This is a genomic window from Micromonospora sp. NPDC000316 (genome assembly GCF_042898885.1).
Taxonomy (GTDB): Bacteria; Actinomycetota; Actinomycetes; order Mycobacteriales; family Micromonosporaceae; genus Micromonospora.
This window is the reverse complement of sequence record NZ_JBIAZG010000002.1, coordinates 21,609-46,133: the sequence shown is the minus strand read 5'-3', so window position 1 is coordinate 46,133 and position 24,525 is coordinate 21,609. Positions and strand designations below refer to the sequence as shown.

26 protein-coding genes are annotated in these 24,525 nt (G+C 71.2%); 13 read left to right on the top strand and 13 right to left on the bottom strand.

The window, feature by feature from the left end; all coding sequences use genetic code 11:
- Positions 1 to 18: 18 nt before the first annotated feature.
- The gene (locus ACFY2Q_RS04725; protein ID WP_387127716.1) at positions 19 to 534 is read right to left on the bottom strand and encodes a MaoC family dehydratase; all 516 of its coding nucleotides are present in this window, start codon (positions 532 to 534) and stop codon (positions 19 to 21) included.
- Positions 535 to 1,088: 554 nt separating this feature from the next.
- Between ACFY2Q_RS04725 and trxA the strand changes: the two genes are divergently transcribed.
- Positions 1,089 to 1,451 (top strand): thioredoxin, encoded by a 363-nt coding sequence (trxA, locus tag ACFY2Q_RS04720; protein ID WP_387127714.1) that lies wholly within the window; start codon positions 1,089 to 1,091, stop codon positions 1,449 to 1,451.
- 222 nt (positions 1,452 to 1,673) lie between these two features.
- Here the strand turns inward: trxA and ACFY2Q_RS04715 are convergent, their stop codons facing one another.
- Complete coding sequence (locus tag ACFY2Q_RS04715) at positions 1,674 to 2,093, bottom strand: thiol-disulfide oxidoreductase DCC family protein (protein ID WP_387127712.1); 420 nt, start codon at positions 2,091 to 2,093, stop codon at positions 1,674 to 1,676.
- Between ACFY2Q_RS04715 and ACFY2Q_RS04710 the strand changes: the two genes are divergently transcribed.
- Positions 2,092 to 4,242 (top strand): intein-containing Rv2578c family radical SAM protein, encoded by a 2,151-nt coding sequence (locus tag ACFY2Q_RS04710; RefSeq protein WP_387127709.1) that lies wholly within the window; start codon positions 2,092 to 2,094, stop codon positions 4,240 to 4,242. The genes ACFY2Q_RS04715 and ACFY2Q_RS04710 overlap by 2 nt on opposite strands.
- Before the next feature lie 26 nt (positions 4,243 to 4,268).
- The gene (locus ACFY2Q_RS04705) at positions 4,269 to 4,676 is read left to right on the top strand and encodes a CoA-binding protein (RefSeq protein WP_387127706.1); all 408 of its coding nucleotides are present in this window, start codon (positions 4,269 to 4,271) and stop codon (positions 4,674 to 4,676) included.
- 125 nt (positions 4,677 to 4,801) lie between these two features.
- Here ACFY2Q_RS04705 and ACFY2Q_RS04700 read toward each other — a convergent pair whose 3' ends face one another.
- A complete protein-coding gene (locus tag ACFY2Q_RS04700) occupies positions 4,802 to 5,998 on the bottom strand; it encodes an acyl-CoA dehydrogenase family protein (RefSeq protein WP_387127704.1) in 1,197 nt (398 codons plus the stop codon).
- A 176-nt stretch (positions 5,999 to 6,174) separates the two neighbouring features.
- On the opposite strand from ACFY2Q_RS04700, the gene ACFY2Q_RS04695 reads away from it, so the two are divergent.
- A complete protein-coding gene (locus tag ACFY2Q_RS04695) occupies positions 6,175 to 6,714 on the top strand; it encodes a DUF4190 domain-containing protein (protein WP_387127702.1) in 540 nt (179 codons plus the stop codon).
- A 15-nt stretch (positions 6,715 to 6,729) separates the two neighbouring features.
- On the opposite strand, the gene ACFY2Q_RS04690 is transcribed toward ACFY2Q_RS04695, so the two are convergent.
- On the bottom strand, positions 6,730 to 7,566 hold the full coding sequence (locus ACFY2Q_RS04690; RefSeq protein ID WP_387128455.1) for an SDR family NAD(P)-dependent oxidoreductase: 837 nt from the start codon (positions 7,564 to 7,566) through the stop codon (positions 6,730 to 6,732).
- 186 nt (positions 7,567 to 7,752) lie between these two features.
- On the opposite strand from ACFY2Q_RS04690, the gene ACFY2Q_RS04685 reads away from it, so the two are divergent.
- On the top strand, positions 7,753 to 8,268 hold the full coding sequence (locus ACFY2Q_RS04685) for a DUF4190 domain-containing protein (protein WP_387127700.1): 516 nt from the start codon (positions 7,753 to 7,755) through the stop codon (positions 8,266 to 8,268).
- Between the two features lie 77 nt (positions 8,269 to 8,345).
- On the opposite strand, the gene ACFY2Q_RS04680 is transcribed toward ACFY2Q_RS04685, so the two are convergent.
- Positions 8,346 to 9,302 carry an HpcH/HpaI aldolase/citrate lyase family protein gene (locus ACFY2Q_RS04680; protein WP_387127698.1) on the bottom strand — a complete coding sequence of 319 codons (957 nt, stop codon included), beginning with the start codon at positions 9,300 to 9,302 and terminating at the stop codon, positions 8,346 to 8,348.
- Positions 9,303 to 9,431: 129 nt separating this feature from the next.
- On the opposite strand from ACFY2Q_RS04680, the gene ACFY2Q_RS04675 reads away from it, so the two are divergent.
- Positions 9,432 to 10,256 carry an SDR family NAD(P)-dependent oxidoreductase gene (locus ACFY2Q_RS04675; protein ID WP_387128454.1) on the top strand — a complete coding sequence of 275 codons (825 nt, stop codon included), beginning with the start codon at positions 9,432 to 9,434 and terminating at the stop codon, positions 10,254 to 10,256.
- 75 nt (positions 10,257 to 10,331) lie between these two features.
- Here ACFY2Q_RS04675 and ACFY2Q_RS04670 read toward each other — a convergent pair whose 3' ends face one another.
- A complete protein-coding gene (locus ACFY2Q_RS04670) occupies positions 10,332 to 11,288 on the bottom strand; it encodes a DMT family transporter (RefSeq protein WP_387127696.1) in 957 nt (318 codons plus the stop codon).
- A gap of 104 nt (positions 11,289 to 11,392) precedes the next feature.
- Here ACFY2Q_RS04670 and ACFY2Q_RS04665 point away from each other — a divergent pair, with 104 nt between their 5' ends.
- On the top strand, positions 11,393 to 12,163 hold the full coding sequence (locus tag ACFY2Q_RS04665) for an HAD family hydrolase (RefSeq protein ID WP_387127694.1): 771 nt from the start codon (positions 11,393 to 11,395) through the stop codon (positions 12,161 to 12,163).
- A gap of 34 nt (positions 12,164 to 12,197) precedes the next feature.
- On the opposite strand, the gene ACFY2Q_RS04660 is transcribed toward ACFY2Q_RS04665, so the two are convergent.
- Positions 12,198 to 12,728, bottom strand: a complete 531-nt coding sequence (locus ACFY2Q_RS04660) for a hypothetical protein (protein ID WP_387127692.1) — start codon at positions 12,726 to 12,728, stop codon at positions 12,198 to 12,200.
- 9 nt (positions 12,729 to 12,737) lie between these two features.
- Positions 12,738 to 13,613, bottom strand: a complete 876-nt coding sequence (locus ACFY2Q_RS04655; RefSeq protein WP_387127691.1) for a PhzF family phenazine biosynthesis protein — start codon at positions 13,611 to 13,613, stop codon at positions 12,738 to 12,740.
- A gap of 33 nt (positions 13,614 to 13,646) precedes the next feature.
- Between ACFY2Q_RS04655 and ACFY2Q_RS04650 the strand changes: the two genes are divergently transcribed.
- The 3 genes from ACFY2Q_RS04650 (at position 13,647) to ACFY2Q_RS04640 (ending at position 16,811) form a co-directional block, all read left to right on the top strand.
- Positions 13,647 to 14,933: a magnesium transporter MgtE N-terminal domain-containing protein gene (locus ACFY2Q_RS04650; RefSeq protein WP_387127689.1), complete on the top strand. Its 1,287-nt coding sequence runs from the start codon at positions 13,647 to 13,649 to the stop codon at positions 14,931 to 14,933.
- Positions 14,926 to 15,576 carry a DUF1003 domain-containing protein gene (locus ACFY2Q_RS04645; protein ID WP_387127687.1) on the top strand — a complete coding sequence of 217 codons (651 nt, stop codon included), beginning with the start codon at positions 14,926 to 14,928 and terminating at the stop codon, positions 15,574 to 15,576. Before ACFY2Q_RS04650 ends, ACFY2Q_RS04645 begins: the two co-directional genes overlap by 8 nt.
- An 86-nt stretch (positions 15,577 to 15,662) precedes the next feature.
- Entirely contained in the window at positions 15,663 to 16,811 is a 1,149-nt protein-coding gene (locus ACFY2Q_RS04640) for an Mrp/NBP35 family ATP-binding protein (protein ID WP_387127684.1), read from the top strand.
- Between the two features lie 671 nt (positions 16,812 to 17,482).
- Here the strand turns inward: ACFY2Q_RS04640 and ACFY2Q_RS04635 are convergent.
- Both ACFY2Q_RS04635 and ACFY2Q_RS04630 read right to left on the bottom strand, forming a co-directional pair.
- Entirely contained in the window at positions 17,483 to 17,905 is a 423-nt protein-coding gene (locus ACFY2Q_RS04635; RefSeq protein WP_387127681.1) for a preprotein translocase subunit TatB, read from the bottom strand.
- 76 nt (positions 17,906 to 17,981) lie between these two features.
- The gene (locus tag ACFY2Q_RS04630) at positions 17,982 to 19,421 is read right to left on the bottom strand and encodes a S1C family serine protease (RefSeq protein ID WP_387128453.1); all 1,440 of its coding nucleotides are present in this window, start codon (positions 19,419 to 19,421) and stop codon (positions 17,982 to 17,984) included.
- Positions 19,422 to 19,703: 282 nt separating this feature from the next.
- Here ACFY2Q_RS04630 and ACFY2Q_RS04625 point away from each other — a divergent pair, with 282 nt between their 5' ends.
- Complete coding sequence (locus ACFY2Q_RS04625; protein WP_387128452.1) at positions 19,704 to 20,291, top strand: O-methyltransferase; 588 nt, start codon at positions 19,704 to 19,706, stop codon at positions 20,289 to 20,291.
- Between the two features lie 7 nt (positions 20,292 to 20,298).
- On the opposite strand, the gene ACFY2Q_RS04620 is transcribed toward ACFY2Q_RS04625, so the two are convergent.
- Together ACFY2Q_RS04620 and ACFY2Q_RS04615 are read right to left on the bottom strand one after the other, a co-directional pair.
- Entirely contained in the window at positions 20,299 to 21,774 is a 1,476-nt protein-coding gene (locus ACFY2Q_RS04620; RefSeq protein ID WP_387127678.1) for a leucyl aminopeptidase family protein, read from the bottom strand.
- Positions 21,775 to 21,920: 146 nt separating this feature from the next.
- A complete protein-coding gene (locus ACFY2Q_RS04615; RefSeq protein WP_007455245.1) occupies positions 21,921 to 22,088 on the bottom strand; it encodes a DUF3117 domain-containing protein in 168 nt (55 codons plus the stop codon).
- Positions 22,089 to 22,277: 189 nt separating this feature from the next.
- Between ACFY2Q_RS04615 and ACFY2Q_RS04610 the strand changes: the two genes are divergently transcribed.
- Both ACFY2Q_RS04610 and ACFY2Q_RS04605 read left to right on the top strand, forming a co-directional pair.
- Complete coding sequence (locus ACFY2Q_RS04610) at positions 22,278 to 23,096, top strand: PaaX family transcriptional regulator C-terminal domain-containing protein (RefSeq protein WP_387127675.1); 819 nt, start codon at positions 22,278 to 22,280, stop codon at positions 23,094 to 23,096.
- Positions 23,097 to 23,099: 3 nt separating this feature from the next.
- Positions 23,100 to 23,891, top strand: a complete 792-nt coding sequence (locus ACFY2Q_RS04605; RefSeq protein ID WP_387127672.1) for an enoyl-CoA hydratase-related protein — start codon at positions 23,100 to 23,102, stop codon at positions 23,889 to 23,891.
- A 1-nt stretch (position 23,892) separates the two neighbouring features.
- Here ACFY2Q_RS04605 and ACFY2Q_RS04600 read toward each other — a convergent pair whose 3' ends face one another.
- Positions 23,893 to 24,516, bottom strand: a complete 624-nt coding sequence (locus tag ACFY2Q_RS04600) for a hypothetical protein (RefSeq protein WP_387127670.1) — start codon at positions 24,514 to 24,516, stop codon at positions 23,893 to 23,895.
- Positions 24,517 to 24,525 lie beyond the last annotated feature (9 nt).

The window sequence follows — 24,525 nt, the reverse complement described above, 5'->3', positions numbered from 1 at the left end:
ACCACTCCGCCTCGATGCTCAGCGCGGGTCGGGGAAGCTGGGCCGCTCCGGGTCCACTCCGTCGGCGACGGCGCTTGCCGCGTACTCCCGCTTCGGGACCATGACCTTGCGGCGGAAGACGCAGACCATGGTGCCGTCCTGGTTGTAGCCGCGGGTCTCCACCGACACCACGCCCCGGTCGGGCTTGGAGCCGGACTCCCGCTTGTCCAGCACTGTGGTCTCGCCGTAGATGGTGTCGCCGTGGAAGGTGGGCGCCACGTGCCGCAGCGACTCGACCTCCAGGTTGGCGATGGCCTTGCCGCTGACGTCCGGCACCGACATGCCGAGCAGCAACGAGTAGATGTAGTTGCCGACCACGACGTTGCGCTTGAACTGACTGGACGTCTCGGCGTAGTGCGCGTCCATGTGCAGCGGGTGGTGGTTCATGGTGAGCAGACAGAAGAGGTGGTCGTCGTACTCGGTGACGGTCTTGCCCGGCCAGTGCCGGTAGACCGCGCCGACCTCGAACTCCTCGTAGTAGCGACCGAACTGCATCCTGGGTCCCCTTCGACGGGCGGCGATGGAGTTCGGGACAGCATGCCTTACCGGTGAGTAGGGCGGCCGGCGGGGCGTGACCCCGGCGGAAATGTCACACCGGTCACTCGCACGGAGGGGGAGACGCAATGAGCGGCGGGGCCCTCCCCGGCACCCGCCGCCCACGCTCTGATGCGGTGAATTCTGCCCTACGGTCGCGTAGGTCCAACAGAGATCGAGGTCACATTTATCTTTTTGTAACAATACTGTGAGTGACGAAACGCGGGTTGATAAGCGATCTCTGCAGGCCGGATACCTCCTTGTCAAGGCTCAAGTTACCGATTCGTAGAGCTCGATCGAGTGGATCTCTCTGGAAACGCTCCCATCACGGCAGGTCACGCAAGTGCGTCGTGCACTTGCGATCAGCAGGACCGAGATGAACAGATCTGTGTCGATGACGCAGGCGGCCCCTCGGGCAGCCCCGGAGCACGTTTCGTGTACCACCGCCCGGGAATTCGATACGGTCAGCCCTGGTTCTACGGGACGTAGATAAACCGCGGTGATCGGAGAGTGCAATGGCAACCGTTGAGCTGACCTCGGCGAACTTCGACGAGGTGACCGGCAGCGACGGCATCGTCCTGGTCGACTTCTGGGCCGACTGGTGTGGTCCGTGCAAGCGGTTCGCCCCGGTGTACGAGCGCTCCTCGGAGAAGCACCAGAACATCGTCTTCGGCAAGGTCGACACCGAGGCTCAGCAGGAGCTGGGCGCGAAGTTCGACATTCGCTCGATCCCGACGATCATGGCGATCCGGGACGGCGTCATCGTCTTCGCCCAGCCGGGCGCCCTCCCCGAGTCGGCGCTGGAGAACCTGATCGAGCAGGTCGAGGCGCTGGACATGGACGACGTCCGCAAGCAACTGGCCGAGCACAACCACTGAGCCGTCCGCCTGCGACGGCACGAAAGGGCCGGGTCCGATTCGGACCCGGCCTTCGTCGTACCCGGACACCCCTCCCATGGTCACCACCTGGCGCGTCGGCTGAAGGGCCTCAACTTTCCCGCGTCAGCGACAGACGCACCGGCACCGCACCCCGAGTGCCGGTGCCGGCGGCGTTATGCGTGCCTGGTCCCGGGCCTCGGCCCCGAAGCGGTCGCTCGTCGATCAGACGCCGGTGGCGCGGCGACCGGCCGGGCCGTAGAGCCGCTCCCGGGCCTCCTGCGGCAGCGAGCAGGCCGCCGTGCCGCCGGGGAGCCGGTGCCTGTTGCGCGCCACCAAGCGGTACACGGGCCAGGCCACAGCGCGCACCGGAGGGAGCCGCAGCCCGGCGCCTGCCACCCGCCAGAGCGGGCCGCTGGCGCCGAACAGCTTCGCGATGGCGTCCGGGCCGGCCGCGCGGGAGCCGTCCGCGCCCACCCACTGCACGGCCTCCTCGCACTCGGCGGCCGTGAGGCCGAGCGCGTCCAGATCGGCGAACTGCCAGGGCACCACCCGCGCGCCGGTGGGGATGCGGCGCTCGATGAACTCCGCGCACCTGGTGCAGAACGCGCAGTCCCCGTCGTAGACGAAGGTCGACCTCTCCATGGGGTCCATCCTCCCCTTCCAGCGGCAGATCAAGCACGGGTGTTCGGCGGGTCACTTGCGCCATGCTCGTACACGTGTTCGAATGGTGGCCATGCGCTGGGACAACCTCACCGCTCCCCCGGTTGAGGGAGACCCCGAGCGGGCAGCGCCAGCGACGCCACCCCTGCCGCTGGCGCTGCCCGGCGCCGTCACCCGCACCTTCGACACCCCCGAGTTCGCCGGGATGACGTTCTACGAGGTGCAGGCCAAGTCCATTCTCAACCGGGTGCCCGGGCAGTCCCGCGTCCCGTTCGAGTGGACCATCAACCCATACCGGGGCTGCTCCCATGCGTGTGTGTACTGCGTCTCGGGCGATACCCCCATTCTGATGGCGGACGGACGCACGAAACCGATCAGCGAGCTGGAGCCGGGCGACCGCATCTACGGGACCGAGCGACGCGGTGCCTACCGCCGATACGTCGTCACCACAGTCCTCGACAAGTGGTCCACCGTGAAACCGGCCTACCGGGTCACCCTGGAGGACGGCACGACACTCGTCGCCAGCGGGGACCACCGGTTTCTGTCGGACCGTGGCTGGAAGCACGTCACGGGCGGCATGCATGGCGACGCCCGACGCCCCTACCTCACCACCAACAACCGCCTGATCGGCACCGGCCGTTTCGCCACCGGCCCCAAGGAGTCGTACGACTACCGCCGGGGTTACCTCTGCGGCATGATCCGCGGAGGCGCACACGCCGGCACCTTCACGCACTCGAACGGGGCGGCGCACTGCTTCCGGCTGGCTCTCGGCGACGACGAGGCGTTGAGCCGCAGTGAGCGCTACCTTGCCCAGGCTGGCATCCCGACACGGCGTTTCACGTTCACGCCGGGCAGCCCGACGAGCCAGGCGATGACCGCCATCCGTAGCTCCAGGCAGCGGGACATCGAAACGATCACCGAGCTGATCAGTTGGCCGGTGACCCCTGGCGACGACTGGCAGCTCGGCTTCCTGGCCGGCATCTTCGACGCCAAGGGCAGTTGCGACAGAGGCGTCCTACGCATCACGAACAGCGACGACGCGGTCCTCGACCAGACGGCGGAGGCACTGCAACGGTTCGGGCTCTCCTTCGTACGAGAGGCTCGCGGCCGTGTGCGGAGCGTCAGATTGACCGGCGGCCTGGCCGCCCGGCTCCGGTTTTTCCATTTGACCGACCCGGCCAACACTCGCAAGCGGTCGATCGAGGGTGCGGCGCTGAAGCATCAGACTGCGCTCAGGGTGGCGAGCATCCAGTCGCTCGGGCTGGAGCTGCCGCTGTGGGACATCACCACCGGCACCGGGGACTTCATCGCCAACGGCGTGGTGAGCCACAACTGCTTCGCGAGAAACACCCACACCTATCTCGACCTTGATGCTGGCGCGGATTTCGACCGCAAGGTGATCGTCAAGGTCAACGCCGGTGAGGTGGTCGGGCGGGAGCTCGCCGCGCGCACGTGGCGGGGTGCGCACGTGGCGATGGGCACCAACGTCGACTGCTACCAGCGGGCCGAGGGTCGCTACCGGCTGATGCCGCAGATCATCGCGGCGCTTCGGGATTTCGCCAACCCGTTCTCGATCCTGACCAAGGGCACGCTGATCCTGCGCGACCTGCCGCTGCTGCGCGAGGCCGCCGAGGTGACCAGGGTCGGCATCTCCTTTTCGGTGGGCTTCGTCGACGAGCAGTTGTGGCGCACCGTCGAGCCGGGCACGCCACATCCACGTCGCCGGCTGGATGCTGTCCGGGCGCTCACCGACGCAGGCCTCCCCGTCGGGGTGCTGATGGCCCCGATCCTGCCCGGCCTGAGCGACAGCGACGAGTCGATCGACGCCACCGTGTCGGCCATCGCCGCCGCCGGCGCGACAAGCGTGACTCCCCTGGCCCTGCACCTGCGCCCCGGCGCCCGGGAGTGGTACGCGCACTGGCTCGCCCGGGAATACCCGCACCTCGTGCCCCGCTACCGCGAGCTGTATCGGGCCGGTTCCTACGCGCCCCAGGCGTACCAGCGGGAGCTGACGGCGCGGGTGCGGATCGCGGCACGCCGGCACGGGCTGCACCGCGCAGAGCCGGGCGACAACCGCAACCTGCCCGAGCCGCCTGCACCGCCGGCCGCCGAGCAGCTGACACTGCTCTAGCCCCTGCCCAGAGCTACAGTCGGCGGGTGCGTACCGCTCAGCAGATCCTCGCCGACTCCGCCGTGATCGCCGTCGTGGGCGCGTCCCGCGACCCCAATAAGGCCGCGCATGCCGTGCCGTTGCAGATGCAGCGACACGGCTGGCGAATCATCCCGGTCAACCCGACAGTCGACGAACTCTTCGGGGAGCGGGCGTACAAGACGCTCGCCGACATCCCGCACCCCGTCGACATGGTGAACGTGTTCCGGCCGGCCGCCGACGCCGTGCAGGTGGTCCGGGATGCGGCAGCGATCGGCGCCCCCGCGGTCTGGCTGCAGCAGGGGATCGTCTCGGCCGAAGCGCGGCAAATCGCCGAGGAGGCCGGCATGGACTACGTCGAAGACCGATGCCTAGCCGTAGAACGCGCCGTAAACGCGCTAACCCGCCGCGCCTAACCCCCACCCCCACCTTCCGCGATCTTGCACTTTCGGTCGCCGCTTTACCCCTTATGCCGGGTACGCCCCGGCAGAAAGTGCAAGATCGCGGGGGTGGTGGGGGCGGGGCCGCGGGGGGGGTGGGGTTAGAGCTTGTACTCCTTTAGGAGGCCTCGGCTGATGATGGTTTTTTGGATCTCTGAGGTGCCTTCGCCGATGAGCAGGAACGGGGCCTCGCGCATCAGCCGCTCGATCTCGTACTCCTTGGAGTAGCCGTAGCCGCCGTGTATGCGGAACGCCTCCTGGACGACCTCGGCGCAGTATTCCGAGGCGAGCAGCTTGGCCATTCCGGCCTCGACGTCGTTGCGCTGGCCGGCGTCCTTGAGTCGGGCGGCGTTGACCATGAGGGCGTGCGAGGCCTCGATCTTGGTGCCCATCTCGGCGAGCTTGAAGGCGATCGCCTGGTGCTTGGCGAGCGGCTGGCCGAAGGTCTTGCGCTGCTGGGCGTAGGCGACGGCCAACTCGAAGGCGCGGATGGAGATGCCGCAGGCGCGAGCGGCGACGTTGACGCGGCCCACCTCGATGCCGTCCATCATCTGGTAGAAGCCCCGGCCCGCCTTGTCGGCGCCACCCAGGATGGCCGAGTCGGGCACCGTCACGCCGTCGAGCACCATCTCCGTGGTCTCGACGCCCTTGTAGCCCATCTTGTCGATCTTGCCGGGGATGGTGAGGCCGGGAGCGGTCTCGCCGAAGCCCGGCTCCTTCTCCAGCAGGAAGGTGCTCATGTTGCCGTACACCGACTCGGCGCCGGTGTCGGTCTTGACCAGGGTGGCCACCACCGAGGAGTACGCCCCGTTGGTCAGCCACATCTTCTGTCCGTTGAGCACGTAGCTGTCGCCGTCGCGGACCGCGCGGGACTTGATCGCCGACACGTCGGAGCCGGTCTCGGGCTCGGACATCGAGAAGGCGCCGCGCACCTCGCCGGTGGCCATCTTCGGCAGCAGCCGGGCCTTCTGCTCGGCCGAGCCGTGCTGCGAGATCAGGTACGCCACGATGAAGTGGGTGTTGACGATGCCGGAGATCGACATCCAGCCCCGGGACAACTGCTCCACAACGAGCGCGTAGGTGAGCAGCGACTCGCCGAGCCCGCCGTACTCCTCGTCGATGGTGAGGCCGAACAGCCCCATCTCGCGCATCCCGTCGAGGATGTCGGTGGGGTACTCGTCGGCGTGCTCCAGCCGCTGCGCGTGCGGGATGATCTCCTTGTCGGCGAACTCGCGGACGGTTTCCAGGATCGACAGCTGCACATCGGTGAGGCCGGGCGTCTGGGCGAGTCTGGCCATCTCAGCCTCCGGGGATCAGCGCACTACTCGTGGGTAACTGAACGCTCGGTCAGTATCGGCCTCCGGGCCGGCGAGGCCAAGGTGACCAGTCCACACAACCGCTGTGAAAAGGTTCACCGCTGCGGGTACCGTCCGGCAAGAGGGACTTTTCCGGCACCGGCAGGAGGAGGACAGCTGTGAGCTACCCGCCACCGTCGGGACCACCCGGAGACGAACCGCCGCCGTCACCCTACGAGCCACCCCGGGACCAGTCGCCGTACGCGCCGCCGCCTGCCGGCCAGACGCCGTACCCGCCGCCACCGGACCAGTCGTCCTTCGGACCGCCGGAACACCCGCAGTACGGGCCGCCCGGGAACGAGCCGTCACCGTACGAGCAGCAGTGGCCGCATCAGCCGCCCGGGCACTGGGGGCAGCAACCGCCGTACCCGCCGCAGGGCCCCTACGGCCAGTACGGTCCGCCGACGCTCGGACCGGGCCGGCCCACGAACGTGCTGGCGATCCTGTCGCTGGTGTTCGCCTTCGTGTTCCCCCCGGCCGGCGCCGTCCTCGGCCATGTCGCCAAGCGCCAGATCCGCACCAGCGGCGAGGAGGGAGACCAGCTCGCAACCTGGGGGCTGATCCTCGGGTACGTCTTCACCGGACTCACCCTGCTGGCCTGCTGCGGCTGGCTGGCCCTGGCCGTCATCGGCAGCAACGGCAACAGCGGCACTTACTGAGCGACGGTGGACCGGTCAGCGGAACCGGGCCTCCCGGACACTGTTGCCGCCGTCCACCACAAGCATCTGCCCGGTGATGTACGAGGCGGCCGGTGAACAGAGGAAGCTGATGGCCGCGGCGACCTCGTCCGGGGTGCCCGGCCGACCGACAGGCGTCCCCAGACCCTGCTTGATCTCGGCCATCGTGGACGCCGCCGTGTAGATGGTGCCGGGCGCCACCGCGTTCACTGTCACCCCGTCGGCGATCATCTCCATAGCCAGCGCCCGGGTCAGCCCGACCACCCCGGCCTTCGCCGCCGCGTACGCGGCCTCGGTGGGCAGGGCGTTGACCGGCCCGGCGGTGGCCGCCAGGTTGACGATCCGCCCCCAGCCCCGCTCGGCCATCCCGCCGATGAACGCCCTGCTGCACAGGAACGCGGTCGACAGGTTGCGGTCGATCTCGCCGCGCCACTCGTCGTAGGTGAGCTGCGCGACCGGCCGCAGCACCCCCTGGCTGGCCCGGCTCGCCAAGCCGGCGTTGTTGACAAGCACCTCGACGTCGCCCAACTGCTCGGCGATCGCGTCGGCAAGCGCGCCGACCTCCGACTCGTCGGTGAGGTCCGCGACGAAGCCGGTCACACCCAGCTCGCCGGCCCGCTCGTGGATGCGCCGGGTGGTGGAGACGATTGCCACCCGCGCACCCAGGTCGGCGAGCCGCCGGGCCGTCGCGTACCCGATGCCGTCCGGACTGCCCGCGCCCGTCACCAGGGCGACCCGCCCGTCGAGCCGCATGGTCACCGGGTCGGGTAGCGCGACCGGCTCGTCGGGGCCGGGAGCGCCGGCCGGCGTTGCCGCACGGCCGCGCCGGGCCACACCCGGCCGGCTCACGTCCCGTCTCGGTCGGCTGCCGGAACGGTCCGCGGCGCGCGAGTCTATTGCCATGCCAGGGATCCTGCCCGTTGCGACCGGCCCGGGCAACGCGGCACCCGGGAGCGGGCGCGTCGGGTTTGGTCACCTCTGGCTACCCTGACGGCGCACCCGAGCCGACGGAGAGTACGCATGACCAATCCCCCACCCCCCGGCGACTGGAACGACCCCACGTGGTCGGCTCAGCCGTCGAGTGCACCACCTGACCCGACCCTGGTGGCCGCCGGTCAGCCAGTGCCTACCCAACCCGGCCCCGCGGACCCCTACGCGCCGGCCGACCCGTACGCCGGTGGGCAGGCGCCGCCGCCCGGGCAGCCGATGGCGTACGCCCCGCCCGGCTATCCGCCGCCGTACCCCGGTTACGGCTACCCGCCGCCGCCGAAGACCAACGGACTGGCAATCGCCTCGCTGGTGCTGGCTCTGGTCGGTATCACGTCCTGTGGCATCACCGCGCCGATCGGGGCGATCCTCGGCCACGTGGCGCAGAAGCAGATCCGCGTCAGCGGCGAGGGCGGTGAGGGCATGGCGAAGGCCGGCATCATCGTCGGCTGGATCGTCACGGCGCTGATGGTGCTCGGGATCGCCGCCTACGTCGCCATCGTCATCTTCGCGATCACGACCAGCTCCGCCAGCAACAGCGGCTACTGAGACGGCGGGCGGGTCGACGTACAAAGCGAATGTCGGACCGGGTCGACAGCCGGCGGCGGTCGACCCGGCCCGACCACTCACTCCGCCGGCGGGGTGAACGACGAGGTACGGCTCATCCCGGCGGCCCGGCCCTTGGCGGCGATCACAAGCGCCATCTTGCGGGACGCCTCGTCGATCATCTCGTCGCCGAGCATCACCGCGCCGAGCTTGCCGCCGGCCTCCGAGGTGTAGTGCTCGTAGGCGTCGAGGATCAGCTCGGCGTGGTCGTAGTCGGCCTGCGCCGGCTGGTAGACCTCGTTTGCGGCGTCGATCTGACCCGGGTGCAGCACCCACTTGCCGTCGAAGCCCAGCGCCGCCGAACGCTTGGCCACCTCACGGAAACCGTCCACGTCCCGGATCTGCAGGAACGGGCCGTCGATGGCCTGCTTGTCATGCATCCGGGCGGCCATCAGGATGCGCATCAGGATGTAGTGGTACGGGTCGCCCGGGTAGTCCGGAATCAGCGCGCCGACCACGAGCGACTTCATGTTGATCGACGCCATGAAGTCGGCCGGGCCGAAGATGATGGTCTCCACCCGGGGCGAGGCGCCCGCGATGGCGTCGACGTTGACAAGCCCGGCGGCGTTCTCGATCTGTGCCTCGATGCCGATCCGCCCGACCTCCAGGCCGAGCGTCTTCTCGATCTGGGTGAGCAGCAGGTCCAGCCAGTGCACCTGCTCGGCGTTCTGCACCTTGGGCAGCATGATGCAGTCGAGGTTCGCGCCGGCACCCTCGACGACCTCGATGACGTCCCGGTAGGTCCACGGGGTGGTCAGGTCGTTGACCCGCACCACACGGGTCTTGCCGGCCCAGTCGCCCTCGTTGAGCGCGGCCACGATGTTCTTGCGCGCATCCGGCTTCGCCAGCGGGGCGACGGCGTCCTCCAGGTCGAGGAAGACCTGGTCGGCAGGCAGGCCCTGCGCCTTGCCGAGCATCTTGACGCTGGACCCCGGTACGGCGAGACAGGACCGGCGAGGACGACCGACTACGGCCATGGATGCACTCCTTCCAGCGTTCGGCGGGCACGCCGACGCCACCTGACGACAGATCCGAGAAACTTAACGATCCCAAAGGGCGTGGTGACGCCACGGTAACCTCGCGCCATGACCGGGGTGAATGGACCTGTGGAAGATCTCACTGGGCGTCGGCTGGTGGTGGTGACCGGCGCGAGCTCCGGCATCGGGCTGGCCGCCGCCGTCGACCTCGCGTGCCGTGGCGACCAGGTGGTGCTCGTCGGGCGGGACCCGGCCCGCCTACAGGCGGCGGCGGAACGGGTACGGGAAAACTCGGGTGAGCGCCCGGAACTGTTCCGGGCCGACTTCGCGGTGCTCGACGACGTCCGCCGGCTCGCCGAAGGGCTGCGCGACGCGTACGACGGGATCGACGTGCTCGTCAACAACGCCGGTGCGATCGCCCTCCAACCGCTCACCACCGTCGACGGCTTCGAACTGTCGATCCAGGCAAACCATCTCGCCCCGTTCCTGCTGACAAACCTGCTCGCCGACCGGGTCGGCCGGATCGTGGTCACCGCCTCCGGCGCCCACCGCTTCGGCGCACTCGACCCGGACGACCTCAACAAGCCGCTGCGGGGCTACCGGCCGATGGGCGCGTACGGCACCAGCAAGCAGGCGAACATCCTGTTCACCGCCGAGGCGGCACGCCGCTGGCCGGACATCCCGGCGCACAGCTTCCACCCGGGAGTGGTGCGCACCCGGTTCGCCAACGACAGCAGAATTGTCGCGTTCGGCATGCGGGTGCTGCCGTTCCGCAGCCCGGAGAACGCCGCCGAAACCCTTGTGTGGCTGGCCAACCAGGACCCGGCCCGGCTCGTCGCCGGTGGCTACTACTACAACCGTCGGCTGCGCCGGCCGTACCGCAAAGCCGCCGACCCGCAGCTCGCCGCCCGGCTCTGGGCAGCAAGCGCCGCCGCCGTCGGCATCGACGGGTAGCGTGGCCGCCGTGCTCACCGCGGCGGCGCGGCACCGACCGACCCCGCGACGTGCACCCGGGCTGACCGCTGGGCGTCAGTCGGTCAGCGGCGCCGGGTCGGCCGGCAACGCCGTGGGCGCGGCGCGACGGCCGGCACGGGCGCCGCCGAGCACCACCACTGCCACCCCGACAAGCAGCAACGACATGCCCAGCAGCGCGTACGCACGAGGCACCTGGCCCAGCCAGACCCAGGCCAGCAGGGCGGCGCCGGGCACCTCCAGCAGGATCAGCACGCTCACAGTGGTCGCCGGGATCCGGTGCAGGGCGTAGTTGAACATCGAGTGCCCGAGCAGTTGCGCACCGGCCACCAGCGCCAGGATGGCCAGCCAGGTGCGCCCGTCGAAGCCGGTCAGCCGGACCCCGCCGAGCAGGCAGATCACCAGCAGGATCAGCGCGCAGATCCCGTAGCAGATGGTCGTGTAGGTGGTGGTGCTGATGCTGGCCCGGGCGCGCTCGCCGAACGCGGTGTAGACGGCGCCGAACACGCCACCGGCCACCGCCAACAGGTCGCCGACGACAGCGCTGGCGGAGATGCCCACGTCCGCGCCGGTGGCGATCACCGCGCCGCCGACCGTCACCGCGATGCCGACCCAGACCACAGGTGGGAGCCGACGGCCCTGCGCGCGGGCGATCAGCCCCTGCCAGACCGGCTGGGTGGCGACCAGAGCGGTGGCCGCGGCCACCGAGGTGAGCTGGACGCTCGGCATCCAGGCGGCGAAGTGCGCGGCAAGCGCGACCCCCGAGAGGACGCAGAACAGGCCCTCCCGCCGACCTGCCAGCCCGACCAGTGCGCGGAACTCGGCGCGACGTCGGGCCAGCGAGAACGGGCTCAGCACGGCCACCGCAAGCAGGTTGCGCCAGAACGCGATGGCCAGCGCCGGTGCGGCCGCGTACGCGATCAGCGGCGCGGACGACGACACCGCGACCACGGCGAGGCCCACCGCTCCGGTGGTCAGCGGATCCAGAGGCGGGCGGTGCGAAGCAGGGGGCACGGGAAGCAATCTTCACACGATCATCATGGGTACGGAACGTCATCATTCCGTTACGATCGGGCAGCGTTGCGCCAGCGACCGTCGACCGCCCGGAGGCGCGCCACATGCCCAGCTACCAGGCGGTGCTGTTCGACTTCTTCGGCACGCTCACCCACTCGGTGCAGCGCGGCGCCGCGCACCTCGACACCGCCGAACTGCTCGGCTGCTCCGTCGACACGCTCAACGAGGTGCTCAACCGCACCTTCTACGAGCGGGCCACCGGTCGGCTCGGCAACGCGGAGGCGACCCTGCGTTGGGTCTGCGCCCTGGCCGGCGTACACCCAAACGACCATGCGGTCCGGGCGGCCGTGGCGTCCCGGCACCGGGCGGTCCGCGCGGACACCCGGCTGCGGGCCGACGCGGTGCCGGTGCTCGCGGCGCTGCGCCACCGCGGCCTGCGCACCGGCGTGATCAGCGACTGTACGCACGAACTGCCGTCCTTCCTGCCGCGACTCGCGGTCGCCCCACTGCTCGACGTGCGGGTCTTCTCCGTGCAGGTCGGCCGGTGCAAGCCCGACCCGGCGCTCTACCTGACCGCGTGCCAGCGGCTCGGGCTGGCGCCGGCCGACTGCCTGTACGTCGGCGACGGCGGCAGCCAGGAACTGACCGGCGCCGAGCGGGCCGGGATGACAGCGGTCCGGCTGGTCGCGCCCGACCTGGCCGAGCACATGGCGTTCAACGTCGAACGGGATTGGCGCGGCCCGACACTGGGCAGCCTGCGCGAGGTGCTCGACGTCGTGGGCACAACCGACCTCGCGGGGGCCGCCACCGAAGCCGTGGGTGTGGGCGTCGAAGCCGTCGGTGCCGCCACCGGGATGGGCGGGCCGGCAGGCTGACCGGGCCGGCAGACCAGCGCAACGGGCCGGCAGGTCAGCGGCGGCGGACCCGGTGCAGGCGGAACGGTTTGCGGGTGGCACGGACCGCCGGCGTCTCTCGGGGCGGCTCGGCCTGCGCGTCGGACGGCAGGTCGGCGCCCGACACCGGCACACCGGCCGGGTCGAGGCGGTTCACCGCGCAGCCGTCGGCGGCCCACCGGGCCACCAGGTCGGCCGCCGGGCCGTGAGCGTTCAGGCGCTTGGCGGCCACCAGCGGCGCCGCGGTGTCCCACGCCTCGGTGGCCGGCGACAGCCTGGTGACACGGGCCGGCCAGGTGACGATCCGACCTCCGTGGTCGCCGCGCAGGGTGACCTGCGCCTCGGCTGCGTCGGCCAACCCCGGGGCGGCCTGCTCGCCCGGCCCGCTCACCACGAAGAGCGCGCCCTCCAGCGGAGCGCACCACAGCGCGAGCGCCGGCCCGCCGGACACGCTGACCCAGGCCACAGCGGCCTTCTTCATCGCCTCGTCGACCAGCGGCGTGCCACCGGCGGCATCCTCGTCCGTCACACCCGCATTCTCCCGCATCAGCGCCGCTCAGCCCACGAACGGCGGTACGGCGATCTCGCCCCGGGCCACAGGCATCACGTGGCCGGCGACGGTCGCGCCGACCGCCACGCCGTTCGCCGCCGTCACCGTGCAGGTCAGCGCCGAGGGGCGGTTCATCTCCACACCCTGGCGCACCGCGTAGTGGGACAACCCGTCCCCCGGCAGCAGACCTGTCGCCACCAGCCAGACACCGAGGCCGAGCGCCGCCGAACCGGTCGCCGGGTCCTCCGGCACACCGAGCCCCGGCACGAAAACCCGGGCGTGCGCGGTTTGCGTTGCGGCATCCCAGGAGAAGACGCTCACGTGATCCACCCCGTACCGCTGCGCCGCCGCAGGGTTGACCCGGGCCCGGGCCACCGCATCGGGAAACACCGGCAGGTACGGGAACTCCAGCCCGCAGCCGGCCACCCGGGGCGCCGGCCCGCCGTGGTCGTGGTCGCCGGCGACCAGACCGGCGATCTCCAGCAGCGGCTCCGGCTCCAACTCGGGGCCGAGGGTTGGAGTGCCCCCGGTGAGCGTCGCGCCGGAGGCGGTCACCTCGATCGGCAGCACCCCGGCACGGCACTCCTGGAGAACCTGCCCCACGCCGAACATGCCGCGCCGGCTCGCGGTGACCGCCGCACCGACGCTGGGGTGCCCGGCGAACGGCAACTCCTCGGTCGGCGTGAAGATGCGCGCCCGGTAGGTCGCGCCCACCTGGGTCGGTGGCAGCACGAACACCGTCTCGGAGAGGTTGAACTCCTGTGCGAGCGCCTGCATCTGCTCGGTGGCCAGCGCCTCCGCACCGAACACCACGGCCAGCGGGTTGCCGGCGAACGGGCGGTCGGTGAAGACGTCCACGATCTCGTAGGCCAAGGTCGACATGTTGCTAAACACTAGGCGCTTAGGCTGGTGCCCGTGAGCACGCCGACTCGGATCTACATCGCCCGACTCGCCGGAGTCGCCGTTTTCGATCCGAACGGCGACCAGGTGGGCCGCGTCCGTGACGCGGTGGCCCGGCTGCGGTCGACCGCCCGTCCCCCGGAGGTCGTCGGACTGGTCGCCGAGATGCCGATGCGCCGGCGGATCTTCCTGTCCATCAACCGGATCACCTCGATCGACGCGGACGCAGTGGTGCTCGGCTCCGGCACCCTCAATCTGCGGCGCTTCGAGAAGCGCCTGAACGAGCTGCTGGTGCTCCAGGAACTGCTGGACCGGCGGGTGCAACTCGAACCAGGCGGCCAGCCCGGCGCGGTGGTGGACGTCGCGATGGAGTGCGCCCGCGGCGGCGAGTGGTCACTCACCCGGGTCGCGGTCCGCGAGCAGACCGGCCGGCTCAGCCGCCGTGGCCACCTCCACCAGGTCGAGTGGGACCGGGTGCGCGGGCTCAGCGGCATCGCCGACAACAGGGGTACGGCGAATCTGCTCGCCGTCCTAGAGGACATGCGCCCAGCCGACCTGGCCAACGCCCTGCAGGACCTGCCCGACGCTCGACGCAACGAGGTAGCGGCCGCGCTGAACGACGAGCGGCTGGCCGACGTCCTCAGTGAGCTGCCGGAGCACGACCAGGTGGAGATCCTCGCCGCGCTGGACCGGGAGCGGGCCGCGGACGTACTGGAGGAGATGGACCCCGACGACGCGGCGGACCTGCTCAACGAGCTGCCACCGCCGGAGCAGGACGTGTTGCTGGACCTGATGGAGCCGGACGAGGCTGACCCGGTGCGGCAACTGCTCAAATACATGCCGGGTACGGCGGGCAGCGTGATGACCTCCGAGCCGGTCATCCTGCCGCCGGACGCCACCGTCGCCGAGGCACTGGCCCGGATCCGGGAGCCGCAGCTCTCCCCCGCCGTCGCCGCGCAGGTCTTCGTGACCCGAGCGCCGCAGAACACCCCGACCGGCCGCTACCTGGGCATGGTGCACTTCCAGGCGTTGCTGCGCGAGCCACCCGCCGACCTGCTGGGCAAGGTGGTGGTCAACGACATCGACCCGCTGCGCCCGACCACCCCGCTGCCGGAGATCACCCGCCGGATGGCCACGTACGACCTGGTGGCCATGCCCGTGATCGACAGGAACAGCCGGCTGGTCGGCGCCGTGACCGTCGACGACGTGCTGGACCACTCGCTGCCCCGGGACTGGCGGGACCGGGACGCCCTCGGTGGCCCGGGCGCCACCGATGTGGTGCTGGACGGCACCGATGGCTGACCAGCGGCGGACGGAGCGGCTCGACCAGCCGCGCGAGCCCCGGGCGATCAAGCTGCCCCGGTTCGACGCGGAGGCGTTCGGCAGGTGGTCGGAGGGCATCGCCCGCGGCATGGGCACCGCGAACTTCATTGTCGTCATGACTGTGGTGATCGCCATCTGGTTCGGCTGGAACACCCTCGCCCCGGCCGACATGCGCTTCGACCCGTACACCTTCACGTTCCTCACGCTCGTGTTGTCGTTGCAGGCCAGCTACGCGGCACCGCTGATCCTGCTGGCGCAGAACCGGCAGGCCGACCGGGACCGGGTGGCGCTGGAGGAGGACCGGCGACGGGCCACCGCGCAGAAGGCGGACACCGAGTACCTGGCACGGGAGATCGCCGCCCTGCGGATCGCGATGGGCGAGGTGGCGACCCGCGACTTCCTCCGCTCCGAGCTGACCCGGCTGGCCGAGGAGCTGGACGAGGCGGGGCAGCGCCGCCAGCGGTTGGAGCGCCGCCAGCAGGAGAAGGACAGCCGGCAGGAGCGACGCGCCCAGCGGGCGACCGACGGCGCGGGGCTCGACGAGCCGCGCGACGACCTGGACGGCGACCTCCCCCGGGGCGCCCAGTCCGACGGCACCGGCCCGCGTCCCCAGGACGGTTGACCAGTCAGTCGAGGCGGGTCATCGATTGGCTCACACCGTTCCGGCCAGCGGTCGGAGCGGATGCCCCGCGACGTAGCATTGCGGGCATGTCAGCACCCGTCAGCACCGTCGAGGACGCGATCCAGGCCGCCCTGGCCACCGTCAACGACCCGGAGATCCGCCGGCCCATCACCGAGCTGGGCATGGTCCGCTCCGCCACGATCGGCACCGACGGCGTCGTGCGGGTCGAGCTGCTGCTCACCGTCGCCGGCTGCCCGCTCAAGGACAAGCTGCGTACGGACATCACCGCCGCGGTCGCCGCGGTGCCCGGTGTCACAGGCGTGGAAATCGACTTCGGTGTGATGAGCCCCGAGCAGCGGCAGTCGTTGCAGTCGCAGCTGCGCGGCGGCGGTGCCAGCGAGGAGCCGGTCATCCCGTTCGCCCAGCCGGGCTCTCGCACCCGGGTGTACGCGGTGGCCAGCGGCAAGGGTGGCGTCGGCAAGTCCAGCGTGACGGTCAACCTGGCGGCGGCGCTCGCCGCGCGTGGGCTCTCCGTCGGCGTGGTCGACGCTGACATCTACGGCCACTCGGTGCCCCGGATGCTCGGCGCGGACGGCCGGCCGACCCGCGTCGAAGACATGATCATGCCGCCGCAGGCGCATGGCGTGAAGGTGATCTCGATCGGCATGTTCACCTCGGGTAACGCCGCCGTGGTGTGGCGTGGCCCGATGCTGCACCGGGCGCTGCAGCAGTTCCTGGCCGACGTGTACTGGGGCGATCTGGACGTGCTCCTGCTCGACCTGCCCCCGGGCACCGGCGACGTGGCCATCTCGCTGGCCCAACTGCTGCCCAACTCGGAGATCCTGCTGGTCACCACACCGCAGACCGCAGCCGCCGAGGTCGCGGAGCGGGCCGGTGCGATCGCCCTGCAGACCCACCAGCGGGTGGTCGGCGTCATCGAGAACATGTCCTGGCTGGAACTGCCGGACGGCTCCCGCATGGAGGTCTTCGGTGCCGGCGGCGGTGCTGCCGTCGCCGAGTCGCTGAGCCGGACGATCGGCGCTCCGGTGCCGCTGCTCGGGCAGATCCCGCTGGACACCCGCGTCCGCGAGGGCGGTGACGCCGGCAACCCGATCGTGCTGGCCGAGCCGACGTCCCCGGCCGCGCAGGCGCTCAACACGATCGCCGACCGGCTCGCACTGCGCCGTGAGTCGCTGCTCGGCAAGCCGCTCGGTCTCAAGCCCGCCGGTCGCTGAGCCGGCACGACGGGCCGGATCCGGCTGGGGCCTGCCCGGGTTCCACACGGACCGGGCTTCCCCCGGACCCGGTCCCGCACGGACCGGGTCCGCACAGACCCGGTCCCACCTTGGCGCTCACACGGACCGGGTCCGGACGGATCGGGTCCGCACGGCCTGATCCGGCCTGGATTCCGCACGGGCAGAGTCCTGCACGGCCTGGGTCGGCGCCCTCTCGTGGCGTCCTTTGGAGCTGATGCCGTAAATGGATCGCCTCCGGCGGAGTCGTTCGGTCGGAGATGAGGACCCGTGCAGACCGCGCCGCTCGAGAGCCGGCCCCGACAGTGACGGTGCGCAAGAAGCCATCAGCGTCGCCGGCTCGGGCTCGGGCTGCCCCTCCGGTTCCGGCTCCGGCTCCGGCCGTGATGACGCGAACGATTCAGCTCCAAAGGACACGACCGGAGTGGGGCGGCCCGAGGCGCCCTCTTGGCCCGTGAGACGGGTCAGGCGGCGATGTCGCACCTGGCCTGAGGGCCGTGGGGGTCAGGCCGCGTCGTCGCAGCTGGGCTGAGGGCCGGCCGCAGAACCGGATCAGGCGGCGTTTACAACGACGCTGAGGGCCAAGGCCGCAGGACCGTGCCACAGGGCTGAGGGTCGGGGCCGCAGGAACGTGCCAAGCGCCGTTTCGCAGATCAGGTGGCGTCGTCGTAGCTGACCCGGGGGGCCGGCGCCGACGGGGTGCTGGCGACCGTGCTGGGCCGGGAGCCGTTCGACCGGATATCTGCGGCCTTGGCCACGTCCTTCAGATCGTTGTGCACACCTGTGACGTCGGCGCGCAGGTCGTCGTAGACGCCCTGCAACGGCTTGCGGATCGCCGCCTCGTCCTCCTCGCTGAGGAGGTGCTTCCGGATGAAGGCCTTCGGGTGCAGATCCTCGAGCTGGATGTCGGTGCCCAACTCCCGGCTGAGGTCACCTGTGGCGTTGCGGGCCATGTTGCGCAGATTACGGACCATCCGCAGGCCGTCGTTGATCACGGCGGGCAACCGGTCACCAAAGATCAACAGCGCCAGGAGCAGCAGCGCACCGATCTCCCACCAGTTCAGGTTGTCGAACATTCCGCGGGCCTCCTATCGGCGTCAGCAGCAAGACTACGCACGTGAGCCGGCTTTCGGGTAAGGGGTGGCCCGCTGATCACTTGGCATCGGCGGCCAGGGTGACCGAGGTGTTCTGCCGGGCAGCGCCGCGCCGGTACTCGACAGTCACCACCGAGCCGGGAGCGAACTTGCGGACCAGGGCGATCAGGTCCGTCGGCTCGGTCATCGGCCGGCCGTTGAGCTTCGTGATCACGTCGCCGACCTTCAACCCGGCGTCGGCCGCCGGCCCGGACGGTTCCACGGCCGCCAGGCGTACGCCGCCACCAGCACCCGCACCCGGGCCCCCGACCTGGGCGCCGATAACCGTACGCCGGGCCTTGCCGGTGCCGATGATGTCCTGGGTCACCCGCTTGGCCTGGTTGATCGGGATGGCGAAGGCGAGCCCGATGTTGCCGGCCTCCTGCCCCTCGGCCACCAACGACTTGATCGTGGAGTTGACCCCGACCACCCGTCCAGCACCGTCGACAAGTGGGCCGCCCGAGTTTCCGTGGTTGACCGCTGCGTCGGTCTGGATGGCCGCGTAGTAGCGCACCGGGCCACCTGGCTCACCGGCCTGCATCGTCCGGTCCAGGGCGCTCACGATGCCGGCGGTGACCGTGTTGGCGAGCGAGAGCGGTGAGCCGATGGCAAGCACCGGGTCACCGACGGCAAGCGCGTCTGAGTCGCCGAACTCCACCGGCCGCAGCCCGGTCCGGTCGACCTTGATCACCGCGACGTCCGACTCCGGGTCCTGACCGACGACGGTCGCCGGCGCGGTGGTGCCGTCGTTGAAGACCACCGAGGCCTTGCCGCTGCCACCGGCCACCACGTGGTCGTTGGTGATCACATGACCGTCGGCGCTGGCGATGAAGCCCGAGCCCTCGCTGGTGCCGCCGAGGCTGCTCACCCGGATGGTGACCACGCTGGGCAGGACCCGTGCGGCGACCCCGGCCAGCGACTCCGGCTTGCGCTGGGCCAACGCCGGCGGCTCTGCCGGCTCGGCGCCGAGCACCGTCTGACCGACGCCGCCGCGCACCGCGAACGCGTAGCCCAACGCACCGCCGAGCGTCCCGGCCAGCAGCGCGGTGATCAACGGGATGAGCAGCAGGTGGCGTAGCGTCGGTCGGCCCGGAGCGTCCGGGTCGGTGACCGGCTCGGGCTCGGTGCCGGGGACCACCACCCCGGGTACCACCACCGCTGTCGGTGCCGCCGGGTCGCGCCACGGATCGCCGAGCGCGTCGGACCACCACGGCGAGGCGCCGGCCGCACCGGGTCCGCTGGCGGTCGGCGCCTGCCAGGTCGGTGTCGATCCGGCGTACGGCACACCCGCTCCGGGCGATGACCCCGCTGGCGGCGACCCGGCCATGGGCATGGTGCCGTGCCCCGGCATGGCCGGCGACCCCGCCGGAGGGGCCCCTGCCCCGGGCGGTCGCGCCGGAGCCGGAGTCTCACCGCCCCGGCGCCAATCCCAGCCGTCGGTCACGTCGGTGCCTCCCAGTCCCGTCCCCGGATCCCGCGCGGCGTCGCCGGCCACGGTTCGGCGCGGTCGAGGCCCACGGGATACCGCTTCCAGGATTGCACGGATGCGCGCGGTGGAGTCAGCGGTTGCCATCGGTGATCGCTTGGGACGGAGGCGCGGCTGCGCCTCTCGGCGGTCGCCTCTACGCTCACAGTGCCCACCCGCCCCCGCACCACGCACCGCCCCCGGAGGTGCCCCATCGCCACGGTCGCCGGTTCCGGCAGTTCGACGACCCAGGCTCTGCAGTTCGCCGAGTCGTACGTGACCGAGGATCTCGTGCTGCGCACCGCCCGCAGCCTGGCCCACGAGGTGGGTCTGGATGCGGTGACCCCCGGCGCGGGAGCGGCGCTGCGGCTGCTGGCCGCCGCCGGCAACGCCCGCGCGGTGGTGGAGATCGGCACGGGCACCGGGGTGAGTGGTGTCTGGCTGCTGCGCGGCATGCGCGCCGATGGCGTGCTCACCACCATCGACCTGGAGGTGGAGCACCAGCGGATCGCCCGCCGGATCTTCACCGAGGCGGGCTTCGCCGCTGGCCGCACCCGGATCATCACCGGTCGGGCGCTTGACGTCCTGCCACGCCTCGCCGACGGGGCGTACGACCTCATCTTCGTCGACGCCGAGGCGACCGCGTTCCATGCCTGCGTCGAGGCGGCTCTGCGGCTGCTGCGCCCCGGCGGCGTACTCGCGCTCAACGGGATGCTGGCCGGCGGCCGGATCGCTGACCCGGCCGCCCGGGACGCGGAGACGGTGACGGTCCGCGAGACGATCAAGGCGGTCCGGGAGTCGGAGCACTGGATCCCCGCGCTGCTCCCGGTCGGGCACGGGGTGCTCGCCGCCGTGAAGTGCTGACCTGCGGTCAGTCGATGCTGGCCAGCCAGCGCAGCAGCGAACGTACGCCCCAGCCGGTCGCGCCTCGGGTGAGTTCGGCGTGATCGCCGTCCGCCCAGGATGGGGCCGACATGTCCAGGTGTAGCCAGCGGTCCCGCAGCTCGCCTGTGAACTCGCGCAGGTAGAGCGCGGCGAGCACCGATCCGGCGCCCTGGGTGGGCGCGCTGTAGAGGTCGGCGATCTCGCTGCCCAGGTACTCGACGTAGTCGGTGTGCAGCGGCATCCGCCAGGCCGCCTCGCCTGCCGCGTCGATCGCGGCCAGCACGTCGACGGCCAGCTCGTCGTTCTCGCTGTACAGGGCGGCGGTGCGCTTGCCCAGCGCGACGGCGTTGGCTCCGGTGAGGGTGGCCAGGTCGATAAGCAGGTCGGGTTTGAGCTGCTGCGCGGCGTACGTCAGCGCGTCGGCGAGGACCAGGCGGCCCTCGGCGTCGGAGTTGGTCGTCTCGCTGGTCATGCCGCCGTAGTGCCGGATGACGTCGCCCGGGCGGAACGCCGAGCCGCTGACCATGTTCTCGGCGAGCGGGGCCAGGGTGGTGACCCGGACCGGCAGGCGCAGCGCAGCGGCGCCGAGGGTGGCAGCGATGACCGCTGCCGCGCCGGCCATGTCCTTGCGCATGAGCTTCATCGCCGGCACCGGCTTGATCGAGATACCGCCGGTGTCGAAGGTGATGCCCTTGCCGACAAGCACCACGTGGGTACGGGCGTCGGCAGGGTGCCAGTCCAGCTCGACGAGTCGCGGGGTGCTGGCCGAGCCGCCGCCCACCGCGAGGATCCCGCCGAAGCCTTCGGCAGCGAGTTCGGCCGGGCCACGGACCCGCAGCCGGAGGTCGGGCAGGTCGGCTGTGGCGGAGATCACCTGATCGACGAACCACTGCGGGTTCTTCTGCGACGAGGGGGTGTTGGTGAGGTCGCGGGCGAGGCGGGTCATCGCGGCGGTGGTCTGAGCCGTGGCCACTGTGCTCTCGTGCGCGGCCGGGTCGCCGAGCAGCAGATCGACGCCGCTCAGCGCGGGCGGGTCGCCGGCGTCGGTCAGCCGGAACCGGTACGAGGCGAGCAGCAGCCCTTCGGTCAACCCGCGAATCGCGCCGGGCGTCATGTCGGCCGGCAGTGCGATTGTGATGTGCGTCTCATCTGCCGCAGAGCGGGCCAGGGCCGCGCCTGCGGACCGCCAAGCCGACTCGCTGCCGTCACCGATGCCGAGCAGGAGCAGCCGGCCAGGGCTGCGACCGGGGCGCAACTGCGTACGAATCTCGCCAGCCCGGCCACTCAGCCGGGCGACCGGCACCAGTGCGGCGGCCTCCTCGGCGGTGCCGTCCGGCGGCGACACGGCGGTGGGCACCGGCACCGCTGTGGCATCGCCTCCCGGTGCCGCATCGGAGGGACGGACGGGCAGGACCAGGACGTCGAGCCCCACGGGCTCGGCGATCGGACGGATGACGAGCACGCGGAACCGTACCTCCAGGAAATGTCGCGGAGCGGGAGCCGGACCCGCCTGTCCGCGCGGATGAAGACCCTGAGCCACCGGCGATGCCGGTGGCTCAGGGTCCGGGAGCGTTCCGTGCGGCATACGCCGCCCGGGGCGCTCCTCACTCAGCCGGCGGCTGCCTTCAGCGCATCGCCGAGCGCGTTGGCCTCGTCGGGAGTCATCTCGACGACGAGCCGGCCACCGCCCTCCAGCGGGACTCGCATGACGATGCCCCGGCCCTCCTTGGTGACTTCCAGCGGACCGTCGCCCGTCCGCGGCTTCATCGCCGCCATGTTGTCTCCCCTCAGACCTACACCAGGGTCGGTGGGTTGCCCCACAGCCACTTCGTCACGCCACCCGCAACGGTCGCGGGGGTGTCGACCAACGATTTTCCCTGATGAACACCGCCGGACCCAAACCGGAGCAGCATTGATGTAACAGCATCTAGCTTATCTTGAGAAGGCCTGTCACAATGTGCGGTCATGCAGGCACGGTCGGCACTCTTCGACCTCTACGGCGACCACCTCCGACCGAGAGGTGGCCGCGCACCGGTCGCCGCCCTGGTCAAGCTACTGGCACCGTTGGGAATCGCGCCGCCCGCCGTTCGCACCGCCGTGTCCCGGATGGTGCGTCAAGGCTGGCTCGACCCGCTCCGACTGGCCTCCGGACCGGGGTATTCGATCACACCAAAAGCTGCCCGGCGACTCGACGAGGCGGCGGCCCGGATCTACCGGACGGGCCGGGTCACCTGGGACGGCCGGTTCGATCTGCTCGTCCTGGAGGCGCCGGGCTCCCGCCGGGACCGGCAGCGCCTCGCCTCGAACCTCAGCTTCCTCGGCTACGGCACCCTCGACGAGCAGACCTGGGTGGCCACCCGGCCCGCCGAGGACGTCGACCTGCTGCTCGCCGAGGCCGGCATCCGGTTCGAGCGGTTCACCGCCGCGCACTTCTCCGGCACCCCGGGCGCGATGGGTGTGGTCCGCCGCGCCTGGAACCTGACCGAGATCGGCCACGCCTACGAGCAGTTCGTCGCCGACCAGCGCCCCCTGCTCGCCACGGTCACCGTGCGCAGCAGCGACGAGGAGGCGTACGCGGCCCGGTTCCGGCTCGTGCACGCGTGGCGTACCTTCCTGTTCCGGGACCCGCAGTTGCCGCCGGCGCTGCTGCCCGAGCGCTGGCCCGGCACCGCCGCGGCCAGCTTCTTCGACCGGCACGCGGCCCGCCTGCGTCCGGCCGCCGACCGGTACGTCGAGCAGTGCCTCGACGCCGGCAGCCGCATCGTTCGACAGAAGGGTCGTTAGACAGTGACCGAACCGTTGCTCGTCGACCGGACCGACGCCGTCGTCACCCTCACGCTGAACCGGCCGCACGCGATGAACGCGCTCGACCTGGCGCTCAAGGAGGCGCTGCGGGACACGCTTGCCGAGCTGGAGGCCGACCGGTCCTGCCGAGCGGTCGTGCTGGCCGGGGCGGGTGCGGCGTTCAGCGCCGGTCAGGATCTGCGCGAGCACGTGTCGACCCTGGAGAACTCCGCAGGCCCGCCGCTGGACACCGTGCGGGCGCACTACAACCCGATCGCCGCGCGGCTGGCCAACCTGCCCAAGCCGGTGGTGGCAGCGGTCCGGGGGATGGCCGCCGGGGCGGGCGCGTCGCTGGCCTTCCTCGCCGACATCAGGGTCGGCGGCCCGAGCACCAGCTTCCTGATGGCCTTCGCCAAGGTCGGCCTCGCCGCCGACACCGGCGCGTCCTGGACGCTGCCCCGGCTGGTCGGCCACGCGAAGGCGGTGGAGCTGCTGATGCTTGCCGAGCCGGTCCGCGCCGAGGAGGCCTGCCGACTGGGGCTGATCACGCGCCTGACGGACGACGACGAGCAGGTGCTGCCTGCGGCACAGGAGCTGGCCGCACGCCTCGCCGCGGGCCCCACAATCGCGTACGGGGCCATCAAGCGGCAGCTCTCCATCGCCGATGCCGGCACCCTCGCCGACGCCCTGGCGGCGGAGGCGCAGGCGCAGGCGATCTGCGGCGCCACTGCGGACCACCGGGCGGCCACCCTGGCGTTCGTCGCCAAGCAGAAGCCGGTCTTCGAGGGACGCTGAGCTAGTCGTCCTCCTCCGGGTCCTGGTTGGCCTCCGCGCCCAGCACGAACGCCTGCATGGCCAGCTCGTCGCCGGACGGTGACACGAACGCGGGCAGCTCACGCGGCCCCAGATCCTGCACGTAGGACCAGAACAGCCGGACCGCCTCGGCCGGCGTGTCGGCCTCGATCGGCAGGTCGAGGCTGACCAGCCAGGTGCGCCGCGCCGGGGGCGGGCCGAGCTGGTCGACGAGCGCCCGGAAGGCCGCCGGGGCCAGCGCGGTGAGCGGCCCGTCGAACGCCAGCAGGTCGGCCGGCACCGGCTCGTCGAAGGTCCGCCGGGTGTACGCCACGACGAGCGTCCCGGGCTCGACCGGGGACTGCGGGTCGTCCGGGTCCTCCCGGTGCCGCTGCGTGGGCGCGGTGACCCGGCCGAGGGCCACCAGCCGGGGCGGCTCGTCGGCCAGCACCGCCACCCGGTCACCCGGGCGTGGCCGGACGACGTCGGTCAGCCCGGTCAGCTCCAACGTGTCGTGGTGGACGAGTCGCTCGGCCTCGTAACGCTCGGCGGGCAGAACAACGGCCCAGGTGCCAGCCCCGTCTGCGTGGCCGGTCCCGTCGGCCCGGTGCGCGGTCTCGGTCGTCATGCCTGCCAT

Bases quoted from the DNA above. Each gene is read 5' to 3' on its own strand.
- ACFY2Q_RS04725 (WP_387127716.1), bottom strand. From the start codon at position 534: ATGCAGTTCGGTCGCTACTACGAGGAGTTCGAGGTCGGCGCGGTCTAC.
- trxA (WP_387127714.1), top strand. From the start codon at position 1,089: ATGGCAACCGTTGAGCTGACCTCGGCGAACTTCGACGAGGTGACCGGC.
- ACFY2Q_RS04710 (WP_387127709.1), top strand. From the start codon at position 2,092: ATGGGGTCCATCCTCCCCTTCCAGCGGCAGATCAAGCACGGGTGTTCG.
- ACFY2Q_RS04715 (WP_387127712.1), bottom strand. From the start codon at position 2,093: ATGGAGAGGTCGACCTTCGTCTACGACGGGGACTGCGCGTTCTGCACC.
- ACFY2Q_RS04700 (WP_387127704.1), bottom strand. From the start codon at position 5,998: ATGGCCAGACTCGCCCAGACGCCCGGCCTCACCGATGTGCAGCTGTCG.
- ACFY2Q_RS04685 (WP_387127700.1), top strand. From the start codon at position 7,753: ATGACCAATCCCCCACCCCCCGGCGACTGGAACGACCCCACGTGGTCG.
- ACFY2Q_RS04680 (WP_387127698.1), bottom strand. From the start codon at position 9,302: ATGGCCGTAGTCGGTCGTCCTCGCCGGTCCTGTCTCGCCGTACCGGGG.
- ACFY2Q_RS04665 (WP_387127694.1), top strand. From the start codon at position 11,393: ATGCCCAGCTACCAGGCGGTGCTGTTCGACTTCTTCGGCACGCTCACC.
- ACFY2Q_RS04660 (WP_387127692.1), bottom strand. From the start codon at position 12,728: ATGCGGGAGAATGCGGGTGTGACGGACGAGGATGCCGCCGGTGGCACG.
- ACFY2Q_RS04655 (WP_387127691.1), bottom strand. From the start codon at position 13,613: ATGTCGACCTTGGCCTACGAGATCGTGGACGTCTTCACCGACCGCCCG.
- ACFY2Q_RS04645 (WP_387127687.1), top strand. From the start codon at position 14,926: ATGGCTGACCAGCGGCGGACGGAGCGGCTCGACCAGCCGCGCGAGCCC.
- ACFY2Q_RS04640 (WP_387127684.1), top strand. From the start codon at position 15,663: ATGTCAGCACCCGTCAGCACCGTCGAGGACGCGATCCAGGCCGCCCTG.
- ACFY2Q_RS04635 (WP_387127681.1), bottom strand. From the start codon at position 17,905: ATGTTCGACAACCTGAACTGGTGGGAGATCGGTGCGCTGCTGCTCCTG.
- ACFY2Q_RS04615 (WP_007455245.1), bottom strand. From the start codon at position 22,088: ATGGCGGCGATGAAGCCGCGGACGGGCGACGGTCCGCTGGAAGTCACC.
- ACFY2Q_RS04610 (WP_387127675.1), top strand. From the start codon at position 22,278: ATGCAGGCACGGTCGGCACTCTTCGACCTCTACGGCGACCACCTCCGA.
- ACFY2Q_RS04600 (WP_387127670.1), bottom strand. From the start codon at position 24,516: ATGACGACCGAGACCGCGCACCGGGCCGACGGGACCGGCCACGCAGAC.